The organism is Bradyrhizobium sp. I1.14.4, from assembly GCF_050435825.1.
Classification (GTDB): domain Bacteria; phylum Pseudomonadota; class Alphaproteobacteria; order Rhizobiales; family Xanthobacteraceae; genus Bradyrhizobium.
The window spans coordinates 21074-40683 of the sequence record NZ_JBNDLA010000021.1; the positions used below are offsets into that span (position 1 = coordinate 21074).

Annotated in this window: 16 protein-coding genes and 1 pseudogene; 10 read left to right on the forward strand and 7 right to left on the reverse strand. The window is 65.2% G+C overall.

Annotation, left to right across the window (positions count from 1 at the left end):
- The first annotated feature begins 178 nt into the window (after positions 1–178).
- Positions 179–583: a GFA family protein gene (locus ABIB78_RS29755; RefSeq protein ID WP_429030987.1), complete on the forward strand. Its 405-nt coding sequence runs from the start codon at positions 179–181 to the stop codon at positions 581–583.
- Positions 584–648: 65 nt separating this feature from the next.
- On the opposite strand, the gene ABIB78_RS29760 is transcribed toward ABIB78_RS29755, so the two are convergent.
- Entirely contained in the window at positions 649–1422 is a 774-nt protein-coding gene (locus tag ABIB78_RS29760; RefSeq protein ID WP_429030990.1) for a GGDEF domain-containing protein, read from the reverse strand.
- Between the two features lie 408 nt (positions 1423–1830).
- Here ABIB78_RS29760 and ABIB78_RS29765 point away from each other — a divergent pair, with 408 nt between their 5' ends.
- The 4 genes from ABIB78_RS29765 (at position 1831) to ABIB78_RS29780 (ending at position 7521) form a co-directional block, all read left to right on the forward strand.
- Positions 1831–3057, forward strand: a complete 1227-nt coding sequence (locus tag ABIB78_RS29765; RefSeq protein WP_429030992.1) for an aminotransferase class I/II-fold pyridoxal phosphate-dependent enzyme — start codon at positions 1831–1833, stop codon at positions 3055–3057.
- Between the two features lie 16 nt (positions 3058–3073).
- A complete protein-coding gene (locus ABIB78_RS29770; RefSeq protein WP_429030994.1) occupies positions 3074–5557 on the forward strand; it encodes a DNA translocase FtsK in 2484 nt (827 codons plus the stop codon).
- Between the two features lie 100 nt (positions 5558–5657).
- Positions 5658–6470, forward strand: a complete 813-nt coding sequence (locus tag ABIB78_RS29775) for an outer membrane lipoprotein carrier protein LolA (protein WP_429030997.1) — start codon at positions 5658–5660, stop codon at positions 6468–6470.
- Between the two features lie 235 nt (positions 6471–6705).
- Positions 6706–7521 carry an exodeoxyribonuclease III gene (locus ABIB78_RS29780; protein ID WP_429030999.1) on the forward strand — a complete coding sequence of 272 codons (816 nt, stop codon included), beginning with the start codon at positions 6706–6708 and terminating at the stop codon, positions 7519–7521.
- Positions 7522–7666: 145 nt separating this feature from the next.
- Here the strand turns inward: ABIB78_RS29780 and ABIB78_RS29785 are convergent, their stop codons facing one another.
- The gene (locus ABIB78_RS29785) at positions 7667–8107 is read right to left on the reverse strand and encodes a cyclic nucleotide-binding domain-containing protein (RefSeq protein WP_429031002.1); all 441 of its coding nucleotides are present in this window, start codon (positions 8105–8107) and stop codon (positions 7667–7669) included.
- Positions 8108–8164: 57 nt separating this feature from the next.
- Positions 8165–8851, reverse strand: a complete 687-nt coding sequence (locus tag ABIB78_RS29790) for a response regulator transcription factor (protein ID WP_016841446.1) — start codon at positions 8849–8851, stop codon at positions 8165–8167.
- 242 nt (positions 8852–9093) lie between these two features.
- On the opposite strand from ABIB78_RS29790, the gene ABIB78_RS29795 reads away from it, so the two are divergent.
- Together ABIB78_RS29795 and ABIB78_RS29800 are read left to right on the forward strand one after the other, a co-directional pair.
- On the forward strand, positions 9094–9633 hold the full coding sequence (locus ABIB78_RS29795) for a L,D-transpeptidase family protein (RefSeq protein ID WP_429031006.1): 540 nt from the start codon (positions 9094–9096) through the stop codon (positions 9631–9633).
- A gap of 165 nt (positions 9634–9798) precedes the next feature.
- The gene (locus tag ABIB78_RS29800; RefSeq protein WP_429031009.1) at positions 9799–10584 is read left to right on the forward strand and encodes a 2-keto-4-pentenoate hydratase; all 786 of its coding nucleotides are present in this window, start codon (positions 9799–9801) and stop codon (positions 10582–10584) included.
- Between the two features lie 52 nt (positions 10585–10636).
- Here ABIB78_RS29800 and ABIB78_RS29805 read toward each other — a convergent pair whose 3' ends face one another.
- Positions 10637–11341, reverse strand: a complete 705-nt coding sequence (locus ABIB78_RS29805) for a YggS family pyridoxal phosphate-dependent enzyme (protein WP_429031012.1) — start codon at positions 11339–11341, stop codon at positions 10637–10639.
- A gap of 108 nt (positions 11342–11449) precedes the next feature.
- Here ABIB78_RS29805 and ABIB78_RS29810 point away from each other — a divergent pair, with 108 nt between their 5' ends.
- Positions 11450–13141 (forward strand): sensor domain-containing diguanylate cyclase, encoded by a 1692-nt coding sequence (locus ABIB78_RS29810; protein ID WP_429031014.1) that lies wholly within the window; start codon positions 11450–11452, stop codon positions 13139–13141.
- A 150-nt stretch (positions 13142–13291) separates the two neighbouring features.
- On the opposite strand, the gene ABIB78_RS29815 is transcribed toward ABIB78_RS29810, so the two are convergent.
- A complete protein-coding gene (locus ABIB78_RS29815; RefSeq protein WP_429031016.1) occupies positions 13292–14704 on the reverse strand; it encodes a flavin monoamine oxidase family protein in 1413 nt (470 codons plus the stop codon).
- 198 nt (positions 14705–14902) lie between these two features.
- On the opposite strand from ABIB78_RS29815, the gene ABIB78_RS29820 reads away from it, so the two are divergent.
- Together ABIB78_RS29820 and ABIB78_RS29825 are read left to right on the forward strand one after the other, a co-directional pair.
- On the forward strand, positions 14903–15784 hold the full coding sequence (locus ABIB78_RS29820; RefSeq protein ID WP_429031018.1) for a YiiX/YebB-like N1pC/P60 family cysteine hydrolase: 882 nt from the start codon (positions 14903–14905) through the stop codon (positions 15782–15784).
- 179 nt (positions 15785–15963) lie between these two features.
- Positions 15964–17562 carry a glycosyltransferase family 39 protein gene (locus ABIB78_RS29825; RefSeq protein WP_429031020.1) on the forward strand — a complete coding sequence of 533 codons (1599 nt, stop codon included), beginning with the start codon at positions 15964–15966 and terminating at the stop codon, positions 17560–17562.
- Here ABIB78_RS29825 and ABIB78_RS29830 read toward each other — a convergent pair.
- Positions 17563–18615 (reverse strand): annotated as a pseudogene (locus ABIB78_RS29830) (TonB-dependent receptor); the annotation flags it as partial.
- A 45-nt stretch (positions 18616–18660) separates the two neighbouring features.
- Positions 18661–19608 carry a hydroxymethylglutaryl-CoA lyase gene (locus ABIB78_RS29835; RefSeq protein WP_429031023.1) on the reverse strand — a complete coding sequence of 316 codons (948 nt, stop codon included), beginning with the start codon at positions 19606–19608 and terminating at the stop codon, positions 18661–18663.
- Between the last annotated feature and the right edge of the window lie 2 nt (positions 19609–19610).

Genomic DNA, 19610 nt, shown 5'->3' on the forward strand with positions numbered 1-19610 from the left:
CCCAAGCGGTCGTTCCCAGAACTACGGTCCGGGCACATACCCGGCAATGTCCGGGCCGTTGAGGGGCTCCAGCGCAAGTTGGAGCCCCTTTCTTTTTTCGGCGGTTTGAGAAAATATTGCCGGAATTGCCCGCCATCGTGGAATGGCAGGCTACAGACAACAAAAACGGGAGAACGTCATGAAGGTCGAAGGCGGATGCTATTGCGGTAAGGTGCGCTATCAGGCCGAGGGCGAACCGATGATGGCGGCGCAATGCCTGTGCCGCGAATGCCAGTACATCACGGGCGGCGGGCCGAACATGTTCATGGCGATGCCGGCCACCGGCTTCAAATACACCGCCAGCGAACCCAAGCAGTTCACCCGCACCGATCTCGAGCGCGCCGTGACCCGCGAATTCTGCCCGGAATGCGGCACCCATCTCGTGACCAAGGTGCCGGGCCTGCCCGCCACCATCCTGAAGGTCGGCACCTTCGACGACCCCAGTGTGTTCAGCCCGCAGATGACGATCTACACCTGCGACAAGCAGACCTTCCACCATGTCCCCGAGGGCAAGCCGTCGTTCGAGAAGCTGCCGGCACGGTGAAGCGCCGCCACATCCGTCATGGCCGGGCTTGACGAGTCGTGAGAACGACTGGCCAAACGACAAGCTCAGGCCGCGTCGCGCGCCTGCTCGACGCGGTCGCGGCCGTGACGCTTGGCGGCGTAGAGTGCCTGGTCGGCGGTGCGCATCAGGCTGCCGAGATCGAAGCCAGAGTCCTTCACGGTGAAGCCGATGCTGATCGTCACCGGCAGTTGGGTCAGGCCGTCGAGGATCGTCCGCGCCGCGCAATCGCGGCGGATTTCTTCGGCGCCGTGCGCAGCCTGCTCGTGGCTCAGGCCAGCGAGCACCGCTGCGAATTCCTCGCCGCCGTAGCGGGCGACCAGCGCGCCATGCCGGATCGCGAACTGGCGCAGCACGTCGGCGATCTCGACCAGCACCTTGTCGCCGATCTCATGTCCGTAGCGGTCGTTGATCGACTTGAAATGGTCGATGTCGCACATCAGCACCGCCACTGACGCACCATCGGCCTGCGCCTTGTCGAGTGCGGCAGCGGCCTCGGCATCGAAGCCACGCCGGTTCAGCAGGCCGGTCAGCTGATCGGTCTGCGAGATCTGGGCGAGCTCGCGGCGGGTGTGCGCGAGCTCCAGCATCAATAGGCCTGCGCGAAAGGACATCGCGCCGCTGAGCGCGATCGAGATGAACACGCCGGCCGTCAATCCGAACGCCTGCATCTGGCCGACCGTGATCGGCGCCGCCAGGTCGCGGCCGAACACCAGCATGCCGATCGTGAACGACATCACCGCAGTCATGCCGGCGGCAATGACCATGACCTTGCCGGTGCGGCGCAGAACATCGCCGCGTGTCTCGATCTTGATGGCCATTTTCCGTCTGCACGCCCTTGTAAGACGCAGGATCATTCGCTCCAGTCGTCTTGCCAATTGCTGAAGAGATTCGTGCTGCGGGACGCTGGCGTTAATTGCGGGTAAAGCGGATCGCTCGAATGCGCGGAACTGACGGCAAGCCCTGTCAGTCGACCAGGACTTCCTCGTCCGGCAGCTCAAAGGAGGCGCAGTCGCGCAAATAGCTTTCAAGGATGCCGGCCAGCAACAGCTAGCGTGAAGCGCTCTTCCGCGCTGGATAGATCGGCGATCGGCCACCAGCGGAAGCCGATCGTGCCGCGCCGCCGATGGTTAATCGCGTCTTAACCTCGCCCTATCTATGGTGATTTGATCGGTTTACGGTCGGGCCCCCTCACCTCCGACCGCAGTGAAAGTACTGGCATTTCGAACATGGCAATGACCGCCTCATCCGGCTTGGCGCAAGGCGCCGAAGATGTCGCATCCGCCGGCCAGGCCGAGCGTTCCCCTTTTCTGCGCACGACCGAGCTGCTGGCGCCCTATCAGCCCGCCAAGCCCTTGATTACGCTGTCATTAGGTGAGCCGCAGCACCCCGTGCCCGATTTCGTCGGGCCGGTACTGGCCAAATACACTGCCGATTTCGGCCGCTACCCGATCGCCAAGGGCATCGAGCCGTTCCGCTGCGCGGTCGCGACCTGGCTATCGAGCCGGTTCCAATTACCGCGGCCGGTCGATCCGGAGAGCGAGGTGATGGTGCTGAACGGCAGCCGCGAGGGGCTGTTCTTTGCCGCGATCACGGCGTCGCGCACCGTCTCGGCCCGCAAGGGACGGCCGGCAATCCTGATGCCGAATCCATTCTATCCGGCCTATGGCGCCGGTGCCCGCGCGGCCGGCTGCGAGCAGGTCTACCTGCCGACCACGCTCGCCAACGGTTTTCTGCCTGACCTTGATTCGATCGACGAGGCGACGCTGGCGCGCACCGTCGCGTTCTTCATCGCATCGCCCGCGAATCCGCAAGGCTCGGTCGCCTCGCGCGCCTACTTCACGCGGCTGAAAGCGCTCGCCGACCGCTTTGGCTTCATCATCCTGAGCGACGAGTGCTACTCGGAGATCTACACCCGCGAGGCGCCGGGCAGCATCCTTGAATGCGCCGGTCCCGACTTCAGCAATGTCGTTGCGTTCCAGTCGCTGTCGAAGCGCTCGAACCTGCCGGGCCTGCGCGTCGGCTTTGCCGCGGGCGATAGGAAGTTTCTGGCCGCATTCCATGAGCTGCGCAACGTCGCCGCACCGCAGGTGCCGGTGCCGCTGCAGCATGTCGCGGTCGCCGCCTATAGCGACGAGGCGCATGTCGAGGAGAACCGCAGGCTCTATCGCATCAAGTTCGATTTCGCCGACCAGATCCTCGGCAACCGCTACAGCTACAAGCGTCCCGCTGGCGGCTTCTGCGTCTGGCTCGACGTCTCCGAACGCGGCGGCGACGAGGCGGCTGCAGTCAGGCTTTATCGCGATGCCGGCGTTCGCGTGATTCCCGGCAGCTACCTGGCGCGCCAGCAGAACGACGGTTCCAATCCGGGCGCGGGCTATATCCGCCTTGCGCTGGTCTCCGACAGTGAATCGACGGCCGAGGCGATGCATCGCCTGGTCGAAACCCTGGGTTAATCGCGAAGCGCGAAGATTGAGTATGCCAGCGATCGAACGTGTCATCCCCCTGGTCGGCCATCTGCCGCTCTCGTTGCGCGAGGCGCTGGCGCGACGGCTGCGCGAACTCACCGGGCTCGGCCTGATCGCGCTGTCAGGCGCCATCGCCGCGGCGCTGATGACCTGGTCGGTGCAGGATCCGTCGCTGAGCCACGCCACCTCGCGCGCGATCCGCAACGTGCTCGGCTATCCCGGCGCGATCGGCGCCGACCTCCTGATGCAGATTCTCGGCCTCGGCGCGATCATGCTGCTGCTGCCGGTCGCGGTCTGGGGCTGGCGGATGCTGACGCATCGCCCGTTCGACCGCGAGGCATTGCGGCTCGGCTGCTGGATCCTGTGCACGGTGATCGCGGCGGGTTTCGCCAGCTGCTGGCCGCACAACACCGCGTGGCCGCTGCCGACCGGACTCGGCGGCGTGGTCGGTGATGCGCTGCTGCGCGCGCCGGCCGTGGTGTTCGGCCCTCCCGGCTTCGTCTATCGTCTCGTGCTCGGCCTTGTGCTGTTCATCGCGATGGCAGCAAGCTTCCTGTTCGCCTGCGGCTGGGGCGCCAAGGAGCAGGACGAGGAGCTGACGCCGATCTCGGATGACGACGAGCCGTTCGTCGAGGACGACGAGGACCGCAGCTCGGTGTCGCTGGGCTGGCTGTTCCATGCGCTGATGAGCGCGAAAGCGCGTCTCGGCTGGCTGTTCACCACCGCCTACAAATCGCTGGTGTCGAGCGGATCGCAGGGCCGTACTGCGGCGTTCGAGCGCCAGGAGCCCAACATCGGCGGCGGCCGCTCGGCGCCCTCGATTGCGCCCGCCGCCGAAGACGACGATCACGACGAAGCCTCGGCCTTCGACGACGACGAGGGCGACGAGGACGAGGAGGACGAGGAGGAAGCGCCCGCCGCCCGCGCGCCGCGCAAGAAGGCCGAGCCGCGCGTCAAGAAGAAGGCCTCCGACAAGTTCGAGCTGCCGTCGGTCTCGGTGCTCAGTGCGCCGAAGGCCAGCGACCGCCAGCCACTGAGCAAGGCGGAGCTGGAAACCAATTCGCGCGCGCTCGAAGGCGTGCTGCAGGACTTCGGCGTGCGCGGCGAGATCGTCAAGGCCAACCCGGGCCCGGTGGTCACGCTGTACGAGCTCGAGCCCGCGCCCGGCATCAAGTCGTCACGCGTGATCGGGCTTTCCGACGACATCGCGCGCTCGATGAGCGCGTTGTCGGCCCGCGTCGCCGTGGTCGCCGGCCGCAACGCGATCGGCATCGAGCTGCCGAACGCGCATCGCGAGAAGGTTTACCTGCGCGAGCTGCTGGTCGCCAAGGAAAGCATCGATTCGGTTGCGAAACTGCCGCTGTGCCTCGGCAAGACGATCGGCGGCGATCCTGTGATCATCGATCTCGCGCGCACGCCGCATATGCTGATCGCCGGCACCACCGGCTCCGGCAAATCGGTCGCGATCAACACCATGATCCTGAGCCTGGTCTACCGGCTGCGTCCGGATCAGTGCCGCCTGATCATGGTCGACCCCAAGATGCTCGAACTGTCCGTCTATGACGGCATCCCGCACCTGCTGACGCCGGTCGTCACCGATCCGAAGAAGGCTGTGGTGGCACTGAAATGGGCCGTGCGCGAGATGGAAGAGCGCTACAAGCGGATGGCCAAGCTCGGCGTGCGCAACATCGACGGCTACAATGCGCGCCTGGTCGAAGCCAAGGGCAAGGGCGAGGAGCTGACGCGCACCGTGCACACCGGCTTCGACAAGGAAAGCGGCAAGGCGATCTACGAGGAAGAGAAGCTCGACCTCGAGCCGCTGCCCTACATCGTCATCATCGTCGACGAAATGGCCGACCTGATGATGGTCGCCGGCAAGGACATCGAAGGCGCGGTGCAGCGCCTCGCGCAGATGGCGCGCGCCGCCGGCCTGCATGTGATCCTCGCCACGCAGCGTCCGTCGGTCGACGTCATCACCGGCACGATCAAGGCGAACTTCCCGACCCGCATCGCCTTCCAGGTGACGTCGAAGATCGACAGCCGCACCATTCTGGGTGAGATGGGCGCCGAGCAGCTGCTCGGCCAGGGCGACATGCTCTACATGGCGGGCGGCGGCCGCATCAGCCGCGTGCACGGCCCGTTTGCGTCGGATGAAGAAGTCGAGAAGGTGGTGCGTCACCTCAAGACGCAGGGCCAGCCGGAATATCTCGAAGCCGTCACTGCGGAAGAGCCGACCGACGAGGACGGCGCCGTGTTCGATGCCACCGGCATGGGCGGCGACGGCGGCGGCGATCTGTTCACGCAGGCGGTTGCGATCGTCAAGCGCGACCGCAAGGCGTCGACCTCCTACATCCAGCGCCGGCTGCAGATCGGCTACAACCGCGCCGCCTCGCTGATGGAGCGGATGGAACTTGAGGGCATCGTCGGCCCGGCGAATCACGCCGGAAAACGCGAAATCCTGGTCGATGAGGAAGAAGGCCAGTTCTGATCGGGGACGACCATCACGGAAAAACCATATCTCCCTCGGAAGAGGCGGGTTAGAATCCGGCCAAGCGGGACGAGCGTCGAACAGAGACCTGACATATCTGATGGCAAAATACCTCATTGACCGCGGCACGCGCACCGCGCTGGCTCTTCTCGTCACCGCCGCGATCGCCGGCGGCGCAACCGCGCAGCAGAATGCGCCGGCGCCGAAATCCGCACCCAAGGCTGCGCCGAAGGCCAGGGACGCCGGCGCGCAGAGCAATGCGGACAAGGGTCCGACGACCACGGGCGCCACCCAGGCACCGCCGAACCCGGTGATTCCCGATCCGCGCCGCAACGTCCCCGCCAATATCTTCCAGACCTTCGACGCCAACCAGAAGGCACAGGCAGCCAAGGTCTCGGCCTATCTGTCGTCGCTGCAGACCCTGGTCGGGAATTTCGTCCAGGTCGGCCCCGACGGCACCAAGACCAAGGGCGATTTCTACATCCAGAAGCCCGGCAAGCTGCGCTTCGAATATGACGACCCGAGCACGATCGAGGTGATCGCCGACGGCTCGTCGGTCGCAGTGCGCGACCGCAGGCTCGCCACCCAGGACGTCTATCCGCTGTCGCAGACCCCGCTGCGCTATCTGCTGTCGGACCGCATCGACCTGATGAAGGACACCAACGTCATCAGCGTTACCGCCGACGACGTGTTCGTCAGCATCACGATCGAGGAGAAGCAGGCGCTGGTCGGCACCAGCCGCTTCCTGCTGATGATCGGCGCCAAGGACGGCAAGCTCAAGCAATGGACCGTCACCGATCCGCAGGGCTACGACACCACAGTCGCCGTCTACAATCTCGACGCGACGCAGAAGCCCGATCCGGGGCTGTTCAGGATCGACTTCACGACCTATCCGGGTTCTTCGCCGGGTTAGCCTACCCTTCTCCCTCGCCCGCTCTTGCGGGGTCGAGACGAGCGAAGCTCGCTGTTAGAGCGTCGGGGTGAGAGGCTGCCTCCGCAAATTCGAGAGACGTGAGTTCGCCGTGAGTCCCCCTCGCCCGGATCGCATTTGCATGCGATCCGACCTCTCCCTGCGAGCGGGGCGAGGTAGGAGTCCCCCTGTGGACAATTGAAATCCGCCGCGAGAACCGTGCTAAGACGCGGTTCTCATGCGGTTCTCCGTCACCACCTGGAACATCAACTCGGTGCGCCTGCGCATCGACATCGTCGCAAAATTCCTGAAGAGCGCGCGGCCGGATGTGCTGTGCCTGCAGGAGACCAAGTGCATCGACGATGCGTTTCCGCTGAAGCGTTTCAAGCGGCTCGGCTATGAGCACGTCGCGCTGAACGGACAGAAGGGCTATCACGGCGTCGCGATCGTCTCGCGCCTGCCGTTCGAGACGACCGACATCCGGACCTTCTGCGACAAGATCGATTCGCGGCACATCTCGGTGTCCTTCGGCGAGAAGGCGCAGCTCTCGAAGCCGCTGGTGCTGCATAATTTCTACGTCCCGGCCGGCGGCGACCTTCCCGATCCCGCGCTCAATCCGAAGTTCGAGCACAAGCTGCAATTCCTCGACGAGATGAAGGCCTGCGAGCCGCTGCATCCGCGCGGCGACGACCGCCACATCCTGGTCGGCGACCTCAACGTCGCGCCGCACGAGAACGACGTGTGGTCGCACAAGCAGCTCTTGAAGGTCGTTTCGCACACGCCGGTCGAGACCGAGAAGCTGCTCGCCGCGCAGGCGCATGGCGAGTGGTTCGACATCGCGCGCGAGCGGATCCCGATGTCGGAAAAGGTCTACACCTGGTGGAGCTACCGCGCGGCGGACTGGACCGTCGGCGACCGCGGCCGCAGGCTCGATCACATCTGGGTCTCGCGCGCGCTGAAGGATCACGTCAACGATTTCAAGATCACCCGCGACGCTCGCAGCTGGGAGCGCCCGTCGGACCACGTGCCTGTCACGGCGGTGATGGAGGTTTAGTCGCTGTCGTCCCTGCGAAAGCAGGGACCCATAACCACAGGGCTCCGAAATTGGCAAGCCGTCGACCCTTGTGCCCAAAGATGGGCCGCGGCGTATGGGTCCCGGATCGCGCTCGCGATGCTCGCTTGTCCGGGACGACGCGGAATTACGTGCTCAGCTTGCCGCCTGCGATCAGGATGTCGCTCGCGAGCTGGCTGGTGCGCAGCGCGAGTTCGTCGCGCAGCCGGCGGGCTGCGGCCGGATCGCTTTCCAGTACGCGCTGGAACAGGCTGCGCGCGACGCGGATCACGGAGCCGCGCTCCAGCGCGGTCGCGGTCGACGGCCGCTTCATCGCGACGATCAGTGCGAGCTCGCCGATCAGCGCGCCGGGGCCTGCGATGATCTCGGCGCCGCCTTCCTCGACCCGGAAGGTACCGCGCTGCACGACATAGCCGGCATCGGCGGCGTCGCCGGCCTTGAACAGCACCTCGCCCGCGTTGAAATCACGTTGCTCGGAGCCGATCGCCAGCATGCGCAAGGAGCCCTCGCCCAACAAACGCATCGTCGGGACCCGCTCGAGCAGGGCTACGTCATCATCGATCGACATTCAGGGCCGGTAACCGCGGTGCGCCTCGATTTCACGAATCGTTGAGCGCAAAGCGTATCACGGCACCAGCTTGTAGCCACCGGCTTCCGTCACCAGGATTTCCGGGTTGGCGGCATCCTTCTCGATCTTCTGGCGGAGGCGGTAGATGTGGGTTTCGAGCGTGTGGGTGGTGACACCGGAATTGTAGCCCCAGACTTCCTGGAGCAGGGTCTCTCGCGAGACCGGCATCTGGCCGGCGCGATAGAGGAAGCGCAGGATCGCGGTTTCCTTCTCGGTCAGCCGCACCTTCCTTGCATTGGCGCCGGTGAGCATCTTCGAGCCGGGCCGGAACGAGTAGGGGCCGACCGAGAACACCGCGTCCTCGCTGGCCTCGTGCTGGCGCAGCTGGGCCCGGATGCGGGCCAGCAGCACCGCGAAGCGGAACGGCTTGGCCACATAATCGTTGGCGCCGGATTCCAGGCCCAGGATGGTGTCGGAATCGGTGTCGTGGCCGGTCAGCATGATGATGGGGGCCTTGAAGCCGCCCTTGCGCAGCGAACGAACCACTTCGCGGCCGTCGGTGTCGGGCAGGCCGACATCCATCAAGACCAGATCGGGGGAATTGGCTTTGGCGGCAGTGGCGCCCTTGGCGCCGGTATCCACTGCGGAGGCTTCGAATTCCTCGTGCAGGGACAGCTGCTCGACCAGCGTATCGCGCAGATCGGTATCGTCATCCACGATCAAGATCTTGCGGGCATTGGCCATAGGTACAATCCTTCGGGGGCGGGGCGGTCAGAAGCGGACAGCGCTTACGGCCGTAACGTCGGCTGGATATATGCTCAGGTAGGCGATTGTTACCGATTCACAAGGCAGCGCACTCTACCTCAAATCCGGCGGGGCAGGACGTGAATGTCCTGTAATGCCGGGAGATAGAATGTTCGGGCCCTCCAAGGCAAGTTCAGTCTGGAACGATTCTTAAGGAAAGAGCAGCTATTTCAATCATTTATATGACGGCGAAACGTGATCGCCCGCTTTCCTTGATCGAGGTCCGCAACGCCGCGGGCGACCCGCGCCGGGGCTGGCTGACGGCCGACGGCTGGACCGTTCCCGTCGCGCTCGGACGAGGCGGAATCCTTGCCAACAAGCGCGAGGGCGACGGCGGCACGCCGCGCGGCGTCTTCCATCCGAGGCAGCTCTGGTGGCGCGCCGACCGGCACCGGCGTCCCCTGACCTTCCTGCCGACCCGGCCGATCCGCCGCGAGGACGCCTGGTGCGAGGATCCCGCCGATCGCCACTACAACCAGCCTGTCCGGCTCGACCGGGAGCAGGGCGGCGACCGCCTGACCCGCGAGGATCATCTCTACGACTTCATCATCGAAATCGACCACAACGCCGCGCCGCGCGTCGCCGGCCGCGGCAGCGCCGTGTTCCTGCATCTGGCGCGGCCGAATTTCGCGCCGACCGCGGGCTGCGTCTCGATGACCAAGGCCTCGATGCTGCGGCTGTTGCGGCGGATGGCCCCGCAGACCAGGATCATCATCGGGTAGCCTTTTCTTTTGACGCGTTTTCTTCACGCGAACCGGTACCCACTTCGCTCGAAAACGCTCTGGCCTGTTCGAATAGCTGAGCATCGGTTTTCCCACGCGACAAACGCGACGTGCCTGTGCTGAGATCGTGCGCAACGCAAAAAATTCCCGCAGGGACGAAATCGCATGCTCGACAATAACCAGATCGCCGCCGCCGCCAAGGTCTTGCACGATCACTGGCACGCGGGAACAAAACTCGGCGCGCTCGATGGCGCCATGCGGCCGCGCAACCGCGCCGAGGGTTACGCGGTGCAGGCCGCGCTGGAAAAGACGTCGCGCGAAAAACTGTTCGGCTGGAAGATCGCGGCGACCAGCGAGGCCGGCCAGAAGCACATCAATGTCGCGGGACCACTCGCCGGGCGCATCCTCGCGGAAACATTGATCGCAGACGGCGGCACCGCGTCGATGAAGGGCAACGAGATGCGCGTCGGCGAGCCGGAATTCGCCTTCCGCATGGCGCGCGATCTGGTGCCACGCACAACGCCCTACAGCGTACAGGAGGTGCTCGAGGCGGTGGGCACGCTGCATCCGGCGATCGAGATTCCGGATTCGCGCTTCGCCGATTTCGCATCCGCCGGCGAGGCGCAGTTGATCGCCGACAATGCCTGTGCGCATCTGTTCGTGCTTGGACCTGCAACGTCGGCGGACTGGCGCGCGATCGATCTGGTCGAGGAACGCCCGACCATCGCGCTGCGCGGCGAGCGCTATACCGGCCACGGCAAGAACGTGCTCGGCGATCCCCGCGCAGCCCTCGCCTGGTGCGCCAACGAGCTGCGCACGCTCGGGCTGACGTTGCGGGCAGGCGAGGTCGTCACGACAGGCACCTGCCATCCGCCGCTGCCGATCGCCGCCGGCGACGTGTTCGCGGCCGATTTCGGCGCGATTGGAAAGGTGTCGGTGAGGTTCGCGTAGGTGGTGCGCTCGCTGCACACCGCTGTCGTCCCTGCGCAAGCAGGGACGACAGTTAGATATGCGGCACCGTCCTCGTCCCGAAGATCGCCGACCCCACCCGTACGTGGGTGGCGCCCATCTGGATCGCCACCGCGAAATCCGCACTCATGCCCATCGACAGATTCTTTAGCCCATTGCGCGCGGCGATCTTGGCGCACAGCGCGAAGTGCGGCGCCGGGGCCTGGTCGACCGGCGGGATGCACATCAGTCCTGAAATCTGAAGGCCATACTTCTCGCGGCAGGCCGCGATGAAGGTATCGGCGTCCTGCGGCGCGACGCCGGCCTTCTGCGGCTCCTCGCCAGTATTGATCTGGACAAACAGTTCCGGGTGCTTCTGCTGAGATTTGATTTCCTTGGCTAACGCTTCGCAAATGCTCGCGCGGTCGACCGAATGGATCGCATCGAACAGCGCGACCGCCTCCTTGGCCTTGTTCGACTGCAGCGGCCCGATCAGATGCAGCTTCAGTCCCGGGTTAGCCCGGGTTAACTCGGGCCACTTGCCCTTGGCCTCCTGCACGCGATTTTCGCCAAACACGCGCTGTCCGGCGCCGATAATCGGCAAAATTGCATCGGCCGCGAAGGTCTTCGACACCGCGATCAGCGTCACCGAGGCGCGGTCGCGCCGCGCTTCCTTGCAGGCATGCGCGATCTCCTGCTCCACGGCGGCGAGGCCGTGTGGTGAATCAGCCGATAACGGCGCGGTCGGGCTTTGTGTCATGCTTGTGCCGTTCTCTGACAGGTGCGGGGGTTGGCTCGAATTTTACCAAATTCGGGAAAGGCTTTTTGAAGCCCTTCATTTTACCCTGCGCACGGGCAAGGGAATAGAATGTCGGGCGTCACTTTCAACCGCAACCGGGTCAGACTCAAGAAGGTTCTGGGAATTCGTGCCCGGCTGGCCTTGCTTGCGCTGATGCTGGTCGCCCCGCTGATGCTCGACCGCGTCCGCACGCTGGAAGATTCCCGCAGCAAGCAGATCGCGCAGGCCGCGGCCGGCTATGCCAACCTCACCGCGCACGCCGCCGAGACCCAGCGCGAGGTGGTCTCCTCGGTCGAGACTATGCTGAAATCCGCCGCCTATATCCGCGCCGCCAGCGGCATCGCGCAGAGCTGCGAGGTGCTGCGCGCCAGCCTGCCGACGGTCCTGCCATGGATCCGCAGCATCATGTTCGTCTCCAGGGACGGACTGGTGCAGTGTTCCACGCTCAACAGCCAGGTCGGGCTCGATCTCGGCGACCGCGAGTATTTCAAGAAGGCGCAGGACAACCGCGGCTTCGTGTTCAGCGACTATCTGCGCGGCAGGACCAACGGCCGGCCGATGATGATGGCGGCCTATCCGGTGGCCGCGATCAATCCGGAGCTGGATTCCGTCGTCGTCGCCGGCATCAACATCGACTGGCTGTCGCAGATCATGGCCAATCTCGGCGGTCAGCCCGGCATGTCGGCCGTGCTGGTCGACAGCACCGGCGTCGTGGTCGCAGCACCCGCTGATCAGGCAAGCCTGATCGGCCGCTCGCTCGACAACATCCCATTGATGTCGGCGATTGCGGAAAAGGCGCTGAGCTACGACGAGCCGTCCGGCTCGGTGTCGTTCACGGCGTCCGACGGCGCACAGCGCACGCTGAGCTTCGCCCGCATCGCCGGCACGCAATCCCGGCTGATCGTCAGCATGGATGAAGCCAAGGTGACGGCGGCGATCAACCGCGAGATCCGCACCGCCTATCTGCAGCTCGGTTTCGTTTGCCTTTTCGTTTTGCTGGGTGCGCTCGTCGGCGCGGAGCGGCTCGTCATCCACCCGATCGAGCTGATGACGGGCATGGCGCGGCGGTTCGGCGAGGGCGATTGGTCGGCGCGCGTCGCCAAGCACAAGCTGCCGTCGGAATTCGTGCCGCTGGCGCGCGCGTTCAACGCGATGGCGGCGCAGCTCAGCCAGCGCGAGCGCGAGCTCGTCGCGTCCAACGATCGTCTCACCGTGATGGCTTCGATCGACGCGCTGTCCGGCCTCGCCAACCGCCGCGGCTTCCAGAGCCGGCTCGATCTCGAATGGATGCGGGCGCAGCAATATCATTGCGAGCTGTCGTTGATGATGATCGATGTCGATCACTTCAAGCTCTACAACGACACTTACGGCCATCCCGAAGGCGACGCTTGCCTCACGCGAATCGGCGAAACCCTGGCCGCCATCGCCGCCGACACGATGGGCTTTGCCGGCCGCTATGGCGGCGAGGAATTCTGTCTGCTATTGCCGAACACCGATGCCGCGCATGCGCTGGCGATCGGCGAGACCGTGCGCACCGCGGTGCTCGGCCTCGCCGTGCCGCATGCGCCCTCGAGCTATTGCGTCGTGACGGTCAGCGTCGGCGTCGCAACGACCAAGCCGAACGAGACCCAGCGCCCCGGCGATCTGATCGAAGCCGCGGACGCCGCCCTCTACGCCGCCAAGCGCCGCGGCAGGAATGCCGTGATCGAGCACGGATTCCTGCAGACGCTGGATGAAGCGGGGATGGCGCTGGCGAGCTAGCGAGACGCAGCAGGTCCGGAGGGCGGATTAGCCGAAGGCGCACGCCGCACGTCCGCAATCGCGGACGCGGGTGACGACACCACGTTGTTTGACATCTTGAGTCGAGAACCCGGACTAATGCGGTTCACGAAATCTGATCTTACCCGACCATCAATTCATCGGTCCGGCGGAGCGCGGCGGCGCGCGGCGCTTGTGTTTTGCGGCGGGAGCTGCAGGCTCCGGCGTCGTATCCTTCACCCCGCCGATCCTGCGCAGCGCGGCATCCGCGGCGCGCTCGCCGCTCTCCCAGGCGCCATCGACGGTGCCCCACAGCGTCTCATGCGTGGCCTCGCCCGCGAGATACATCGCACCGATCGGCTCGGTCAGGATCCTGCGGGAGAATTGCGCGCCGGGTACTGCTGCCGACATCGCGCCGAGGATGAACGGCGATGCATTCCAGCGCGTCGCGCTGGTCTTCTTCACGGCGGCGCCGACCTCGCTGCCATAGAGCCTGGTCAGCCATTCCACCGCGAAGGTGGACATTGCCTTCTCGCCCTGCGCGGACAGGTCGCGGCCGAACGATCCGGCGACGTCGATCGTGCACAGCGAGGAGCCGGCGATATTGCCGTAGAGCAAAGCCGTTTTGGTCGAATTGCTCTGCTCGATGATGACGTCATCGCGCGACAGCCCGAGCGGATTGCCGGGGATCTGCAGCGCGATGCGATCGTAGCTGCCGAGGCCGAGCTTTGCCGAGGCGTCGAGCGCGCGCTTCGGCAACTCGGGCGCAAACTTGATATTGCCGCTCGCGAGCACGTTGCTCGACACCGTGACGATGGCGGCGCGCGCGACAATCTTGCCGGAGGACGTCTCGACCGTCACGTCGCGATTGCTCCACAGGATGCGCTGCGCCGGCGTCGACAGCGCCAGCGGCAGCTGCTCGCCGAGCTTTGCGATCAATGCGCCGAGCCCCTGCCGGCACGCGATCGCGGTGTTGCGATCCTGCGCGCGGGCCTTGTCGGCGGCCGAGAGATCCTTCAGATCCTTGCCGCTGAAATTGGCGCCGAGCAGGAATTCCGCGGTGCCGGTCCAATCGCCGAGATCCTTCGGCATCGCAGCGGCACAGGCGATATCGGCCTTGCGCGAGGCGTCGTCGATGGCGCGATTGGCGCGCACCAGCGCCGCCAAAAATTCCTCGGTCTCGCCGGGACGAGCGTAACGCCGCCCGATGCGGATCTTCTGGCCTGCGGGCGCCGTGACGATGTCGAGGCCCGCGGAGCGCGCCAGCCGGATCATCGGATTGGTTTCGGGATTGTGCATCCAGCGCGCGCCGCGGTCGAACGGCACGTCGAATGTCGATGCATCGGTCTGGCAGCGGCCGCCGACCTGGCCGGACGCCTCCACCACGATCACCTTGCGGTTCGCCGCTGCGATCCGTCGCGCCGCGGCAATGCCCGCGGCACCGGCGCCGATCACGACGATGTCGGCCTCGCGCGGCAGCGGCGCAGCAACAGCCCGGCCGCCGAGCGCAGGCGCCAGCGCGAGAGCTGCGGACCCCGACAGGAAATCGCGGCGGGTCACTGTCATGACATAGCTTTTGGCATGGTTTCCGGGGACTTGCAGAGAACGGGAACGCTTCGCGAACTGTGCCGCATCTCACCGACCGCAGCAACCGTCATGGTAAATCAATCATGATTGATCCGCTGATGGCATGAACTAAATTGCAACGGCTTGCGACCATGATTAAGTCAAACGAAGCGGTCGTAGAACCGCTGGGGGGAATCCATGGGCGTAGTGCTCGATACCGTCGGTAAATGGATCGCGGGGTACCTGCAGAAGGAAGTCCCCGGTTACGAGCCGTTCACGCCGAGCGATCCGGACCATCTGCGGGGCATCATGCAACCCGGCGATGTGCTGCTGGTCGAAGGCAACAACCGCATTTCCGGCATCATCAAATACCTCACGCAATCGACCTGGTCGCACGCCGCGCTGTTTGTCGGACCGATCGAGGGTGCGTTCGAGCCTGACGGCGAACAGCATGTGCTGATCGAGGCCAATATCGGCGATGGCGTGACCTCGGCGCCGCTGTCGAAATATCTCGCCTATCACACCCGCCTGTGCCGGCCGGTCGGACTGTCCTTCGAGGACCGCACCACCGTGTGCCGCTACGCCATCAACCGCATCGGCTTCGGCTACGACACCAAGAACATCGTCGATCTCGCGCGCTACCTGTTTCCGCTGCCGATCCCGCAGCGCTGGCGGCGCCGCATGATCGCATTCGGCTCCGGCGATCCGACCAAGATCATCTGCTCGGCACTGATCGCGCAGGCGTTCGACGCCGTGCGCTATCCGATCCTGCCGAAGATCACGCGCGCCGCCAGCCGCAAGGCGCGCCGCGAGATCCTGCATATCCGCGATTCCTCGCTCTACATGCCGCGCGACTTCGACATCTCGCCCTATTTCGAAATCGTCAAACCCACCATCGTACACGGATTTGACTACACAGCGCTGCACTGGGCCGACAAGCAGAAGCCGCTCCAGGAGGTAGCGGGCGAATTCGGTGTGTTTCCAGAATATAAGTCGCCGCCGCTCGTTCCTGAAACGATTGACGAAGAGGCGACGCTTCCGGCTGCGGAAGTGACGACGGCAGAGACTGCGCCGGTGTGACAGGCATCGATGTCGGGCCCGACACATCGAGCGTCGGCCGCGTCAACCACGATCTGGAACCCGTCTCGTCGTCCGGCTTCGACGTTGAGTTCTTGCTGTTGCATCACTAGGGTGCACGCGCTTCAGGCTAGCTCTCATTCGGTAGTTTTACGGTGTTTTCGATCATCGATTTCTCGGCGATGGCTGCAGCGTCGGAGAAAGATCCGGCGCGGTGGCGCCGTCCGTTCATCATTTGGCTGGAGGGAATCGAGACCGGCTGGTCGATTCCGCTTCTGCTCGCCCTCTTTGTCGCGATCTGGACGGTGTATCTTGTCATCGCCTATCTCGGCGCCGGCCTGCATCCCGACGTGCTCGAGACCTGGACGCTCGGCCGCCACCTCGCATGGGGATATCCCAAGCATCCGCCGTTGATGGGCTGGATCGCGCGGGGATGGACTGCGGTCTTCCCCCTGACCGATTGGTCGCTGCAGCTGATGGCGATGGTCAACGCAGCCGTGGCGCTGTGGACCGTCGACCTGATCTCGCGCCGCTTTGTCCGCGGTGAGAAACGGGTGATCGTCCTTCTGCTGGCGATGCTGCTGCCGGTCTATCAATTCCACGCTCAGCGCTTCAACGCGAACATGGTGCTGCTGGCATCCTGGCCGCTGGCGACCTACTGCTTCCTGCGTGCGTTCGACGCACCAAGGCGGCTCGGCTGGGCTATCGCGGCCGGCGCGGCCGGCGCGCTCGCCATGCTCGGCAAATATTATTCGGTCTTTCTGGTCGCAAGCTTTGTCTTCGCGGCCGTGCTGCATCCGAATCGCCGCCGCTACCTGCTGTCGGCCTCGCCCTGGATCTCGACGCTGGCAGGAATGCTCGTGCTTGGCCCGCATCTGCGCTGGCTCGCGACGACAGGCGCGCCCACGTTCGACTATGCGCTTGCGCATGCCGGCGCCGACCATGTCGCTGCGCTGAGTGAGGTGCTCTATTTCATCCTGGGGCTGATCGCGGCGCTCTCGGTTGCGGCCGTGACCTGGGTGTTCATGGCCGGCCCGCGGTTGGCGCGGCTGCCGGCGGATTTCGGCGTGATGAGCGCCGGGCTCCGCTTGCTGCTGCTGGTCGCAATCGGGACTATCCTGTTTCCGATGATCGTTTCGCTTGCGGTCGGCACCGACCTACCCTCGCTCTGGGCGGTGCAGGGCCTGTTCCTGTTCATCGTCCTGATCGTGTGCGGCACGAGCTATCCGATCGAGCGCTTCTATACGGTCAACCTGACCGTCATGGTGGCGGGGATCGCTGTTCTCGCGATCGGCGGCGGCGCCCCGCTCCATGCGCACTATCGCAACCTCTATGGCTATGGCGAAGGGCGCGGCTTCTACCACGCGGTCGCGGCGGAGCTGACCGCACGATGGCGCGACGTCGCCGGAACGCCGCTTGCCGCCGTCAGCGGCGACGACGCGCTCGCCTTCGCTACGGCCTTCTATAGTCCGGACCACCCGTTCTACGCGCGGCCGTTTGCCTATCAGTACACCTGGGGCTTGCCGCGCAAGACCACGCTCGATCGCGGCTGGGCCGCACTGTGCTTCGCCGATCAGCTGGATTGCCTGAACTGGATGCAACGCATAACGTTGCGCGCGACCGACGTCATTCGCTCCGAGTTCGATGCCCAGGCGACGCTGCTGGGCAGGCCCGGCCAGACTCGGCGGGTCGTAATGCTGATCGTTCCGCCCTACCGCGAAACACCCGCTGCGCACCCCGATGTCGAGGATTTCAGCTCGAGCCGACGCGCCCACGACTGATCAGAACGTTGCCGCCAGGGTCAGCCGGACGGCAAGCGGCTCGGCGGGATGCACGTGGCGGTCGGCGACGCCGTCGATCGGTTCGCCCGGCAACCGCGACAGATAGTAGCATTCGATCTGGTCGGTCTGTGCATTGAAGAGATTGAGGACGTCGAGCTGCAGCCGCATCCCGTTGTCGAATTTGTAGCCGGCGCGGGCGTTGACGATAAACGACGACAGCGAGCGGACGCTATCGTCCTCGATCAGTGGACGCGGACCGAAATAGCGGGCGCGCAGGCTGCCGAACGACCCGGTCTTGCGGCCGAAGGTGACGCCGCCACTGGCGACCCAGCTAGGTGCACCCGGAATGTAGTTGCCGGCCGGATCGAAATCAGTGAAGCGCGCGCGGGTGTAGGCGAGATCGAAATCGAGGCTCATCCACGGCAGCAGCCTGTACTGGTTGGTCCACTCGACGCCCATGCGCCGGCTCGGCCGGCTCGGTTCGGTGGTGCCGGCATCGCCGACGAACAGCAGCTCGGAATCGAAATCGAGCACGAACAGTGCGAACGACGAGGTGAGGCCGTCGATCGCCCTGGTGCGGATGCCGAGCTCGGCGTCCTTCGAGCGCACCAGCAGCGGCACCCGATCGAGGGGCCTAACCTTGTCGTTGGGATCGACCGTGATGGTCGCACCCCTGATATCGTTGGAGTGCAGGCCGAAGCCGGCATTGCCGTAGAACTCGGTCTTGACCCAGGGACCGAGCGCGATGCCAGCCTTCGGGCTCGTCATCGCCGCCTGCTCGTTGCCGGAATTCTGCGGCGTGTCGCTCAGCACGTGACCTGCGAAATAATCCTCGCGGATCCCGACCGTGGTGCGCAGCCAGTCGGTCCAGCGCGCCGTGGTATCGGCCCACAGCGCGACACTGCCCTCCTGCACCTGATCGTTGCGCACGATGGAGAGGATCTCACGCTGCGCGGTCTTGAACAGGCCGACATTGATGTTGTCGTAGCGGGTCTGCACGCCGACCCGGGTCTGGGTATCGATGCCGCCGACGCTCACATCGACGGCGTGGTTGACATCAAGGCCATAGACGGTGCGCCGGTCGGTCTGGCTGACGAGCTACGCCGCCTTCGCCTTGGCGCCGCGCGGCAGGCCGGCGCGGGCGAGGCCGCCATAGAGCTGCTCGTTCGGCATCTCGGCTTTCAGGATCGCGCGCACCGTAACCAGCCGATCAAGATCGATGCCGGTCGGAAACCCCTTGCTCTCACAGAGGAAGACGAGATCCTCGAACACGACATTGCCGGTGGCGCCCGGCGCGAACGGGCAGCCGCCGAGGCCGCCGAGCGAGCCGTCGAGCACGCGGGCGCCCTCGTCGAGCGCGGCGGAGGCGTTGGCGATGCCCATGCCGCGCGTGTCGTGCAGATGAACGCAGACCGGCTTGGCACCGGCGATCTTCACCGCGCCCCGGGTCAGCTCGCCGACCTGCTTCGGCCCGGCATAGCCGACGGTATCGGCAATCGCGACCATGTCGACGCCGGCCTCATAGAGCTGCTCGGTGAGACGCAACACTTCCTTGGGATCGACGGCACCCACGATCGAGCACCCCAGCGCCATCGAGATGGCGGCATTGACCACCGGCTTGTGCGCACTCGCATCGCGCAGCTCGCAGAGGCGCTTGATGTTCTCGATCGCAGACTCGCGCGAGCGATTGGCATTGGCCTGGCTGTGCTCCTCGGTCGCCGACACCACCGAGGCGATCTCGGCGACGCCGGAGGCCAGCGCCTCGTTGACGCCGCGCTCGTTCAGCGCCAGCGCGACGCCATGCGCGCCGGGCAGCGCGGCGATGGTGGCGACCACGTCGCGGACATCGACGAATTGCGGGAAGGTCTTGGCCGGCAGGAACGAGCCGACCTCGAAATGCCTGACGCCGGCGGCATATTCGTCGCGCACCCAACTCTGCTTCGCAGCGGTCGACGGGAATGTCTTCACAAGCTGCAGGCCGTCGCGCAGGCCGACTTCGCGCAGGATTACCTTGTCGCTGGGATAGATGTCGTGGACGCGGGTCATGG

Excerpts from the sequence above, each read along its gene's own strand:
- ABIB78_RS29825 (WP_429031020.1), top strand. The coding sequence starts at position 15,964 with ATGGCTGCAGCGTCGGAGAAAGATCCGGCGCGGTGGCGCCGTCCGTTC.
- ABIB78_RS29800 (WP_429031009.1), top strand. The coding sequence starts at position 9,799 with ATGCTCGACAATAACCAGATCGCCGCCGCCGCCAAGGTCTTGCACGAT.
- ABIB78_RS29820 (WP_429031018.1), top strand. The coding sequence starts at position 14,903 with ATGGGCGTAGTGCTCGATACCGTCGGTAAATGGATCGCGGGGTACCTG.
- ABIB78_RS29760 (WP_429030990.1), bottom strand. The coding sequence starts at position 1,422 with ATGGCCATCAAGATCGAGACACGCGGCGATGTTCTGCGCCGCACCGGC.
- ABIB78_RS29805 (WP_429031012.1), bottom strand. The coding sequence starts at position 11,341 with ATGACACAAAGCCCGACCGCGCCGTTATCGGCTGATTCACCACACGGC.
- ABIB78_RS29810 (WP_429031014.1), top strand. The coding sequence starts at position 11,450 with ATGTCGGGCGTCACTTTCAACCGCAACCGGGTCAGACTCAAGAAGGTT.
- ABIB78_RS29795 (WP_429031006.1), top strand. The coding sequence starts at position 9,094 with ATGACGGCGAAACGTGATCGCCCGCTTTCCTTGATCGAGGTCCGCAAC.
- ABIB78_RS29835 (WP_429031023.1), bottom strand. The coding sequence starts at position 19,608 with ATGACCCGCGTCCACGACATCTATCCCAGCGACAAGGTAATCCTGCGC.
- ABIB78_RS29790 (WP_016841446.1), bottom strand. The coding sequence starts at position 8,851 with ATGGCCAATGCCCGCAAGATCTTGATCGTGGATGACGATACCGATCTG.
- ABIB78_RS29775 (WP_429030997.1), top strand. The coding sequence starts at position 5,658 with ATGGCAAAATACCTCATTGACCGCGGCACGCGCACCGCGCTGGCTCTT.
- ABIB78_RS29755 (WP_429030987.1), top strand. The coding sequence starts at position 179 with ATGAAGGTCGAAGGCGGATGCTATTGCGGTAAGGTGCGCTATCAGGCC.
- ABIB78_RS29815 (WP_429031016.1), bottom strand. The coding sequence starts at position 14,704 with ATGACAGTGACCCGCCGCGATTTCCTGTCGGGGTCCGCAGCTCTCGCG.
- ABIB78_RS29765 (WP_429030992.1), top strand. The coding sequence starts at position 1,831 with ATGGCAATGACCGCCTCATCCGGCTTGGCGCAAGGCGCCGAAGATGTC.
- ABIB78_RS29785 (WP_429031002.1), bottom strand. The coding sequence starts at position 8,107 with ATGTCGATCGATGATGACGTAGCCCTGCTCGAGCGGGTCCCGACGATG.
- ABIB78_RS29780 (WP_429030999.1), top strand. The coding sequence starts at position 6,706 with ATGCGGTTCTCCGTCACCACCTGGAACATCAACTCGGTGCGCCTGCGC.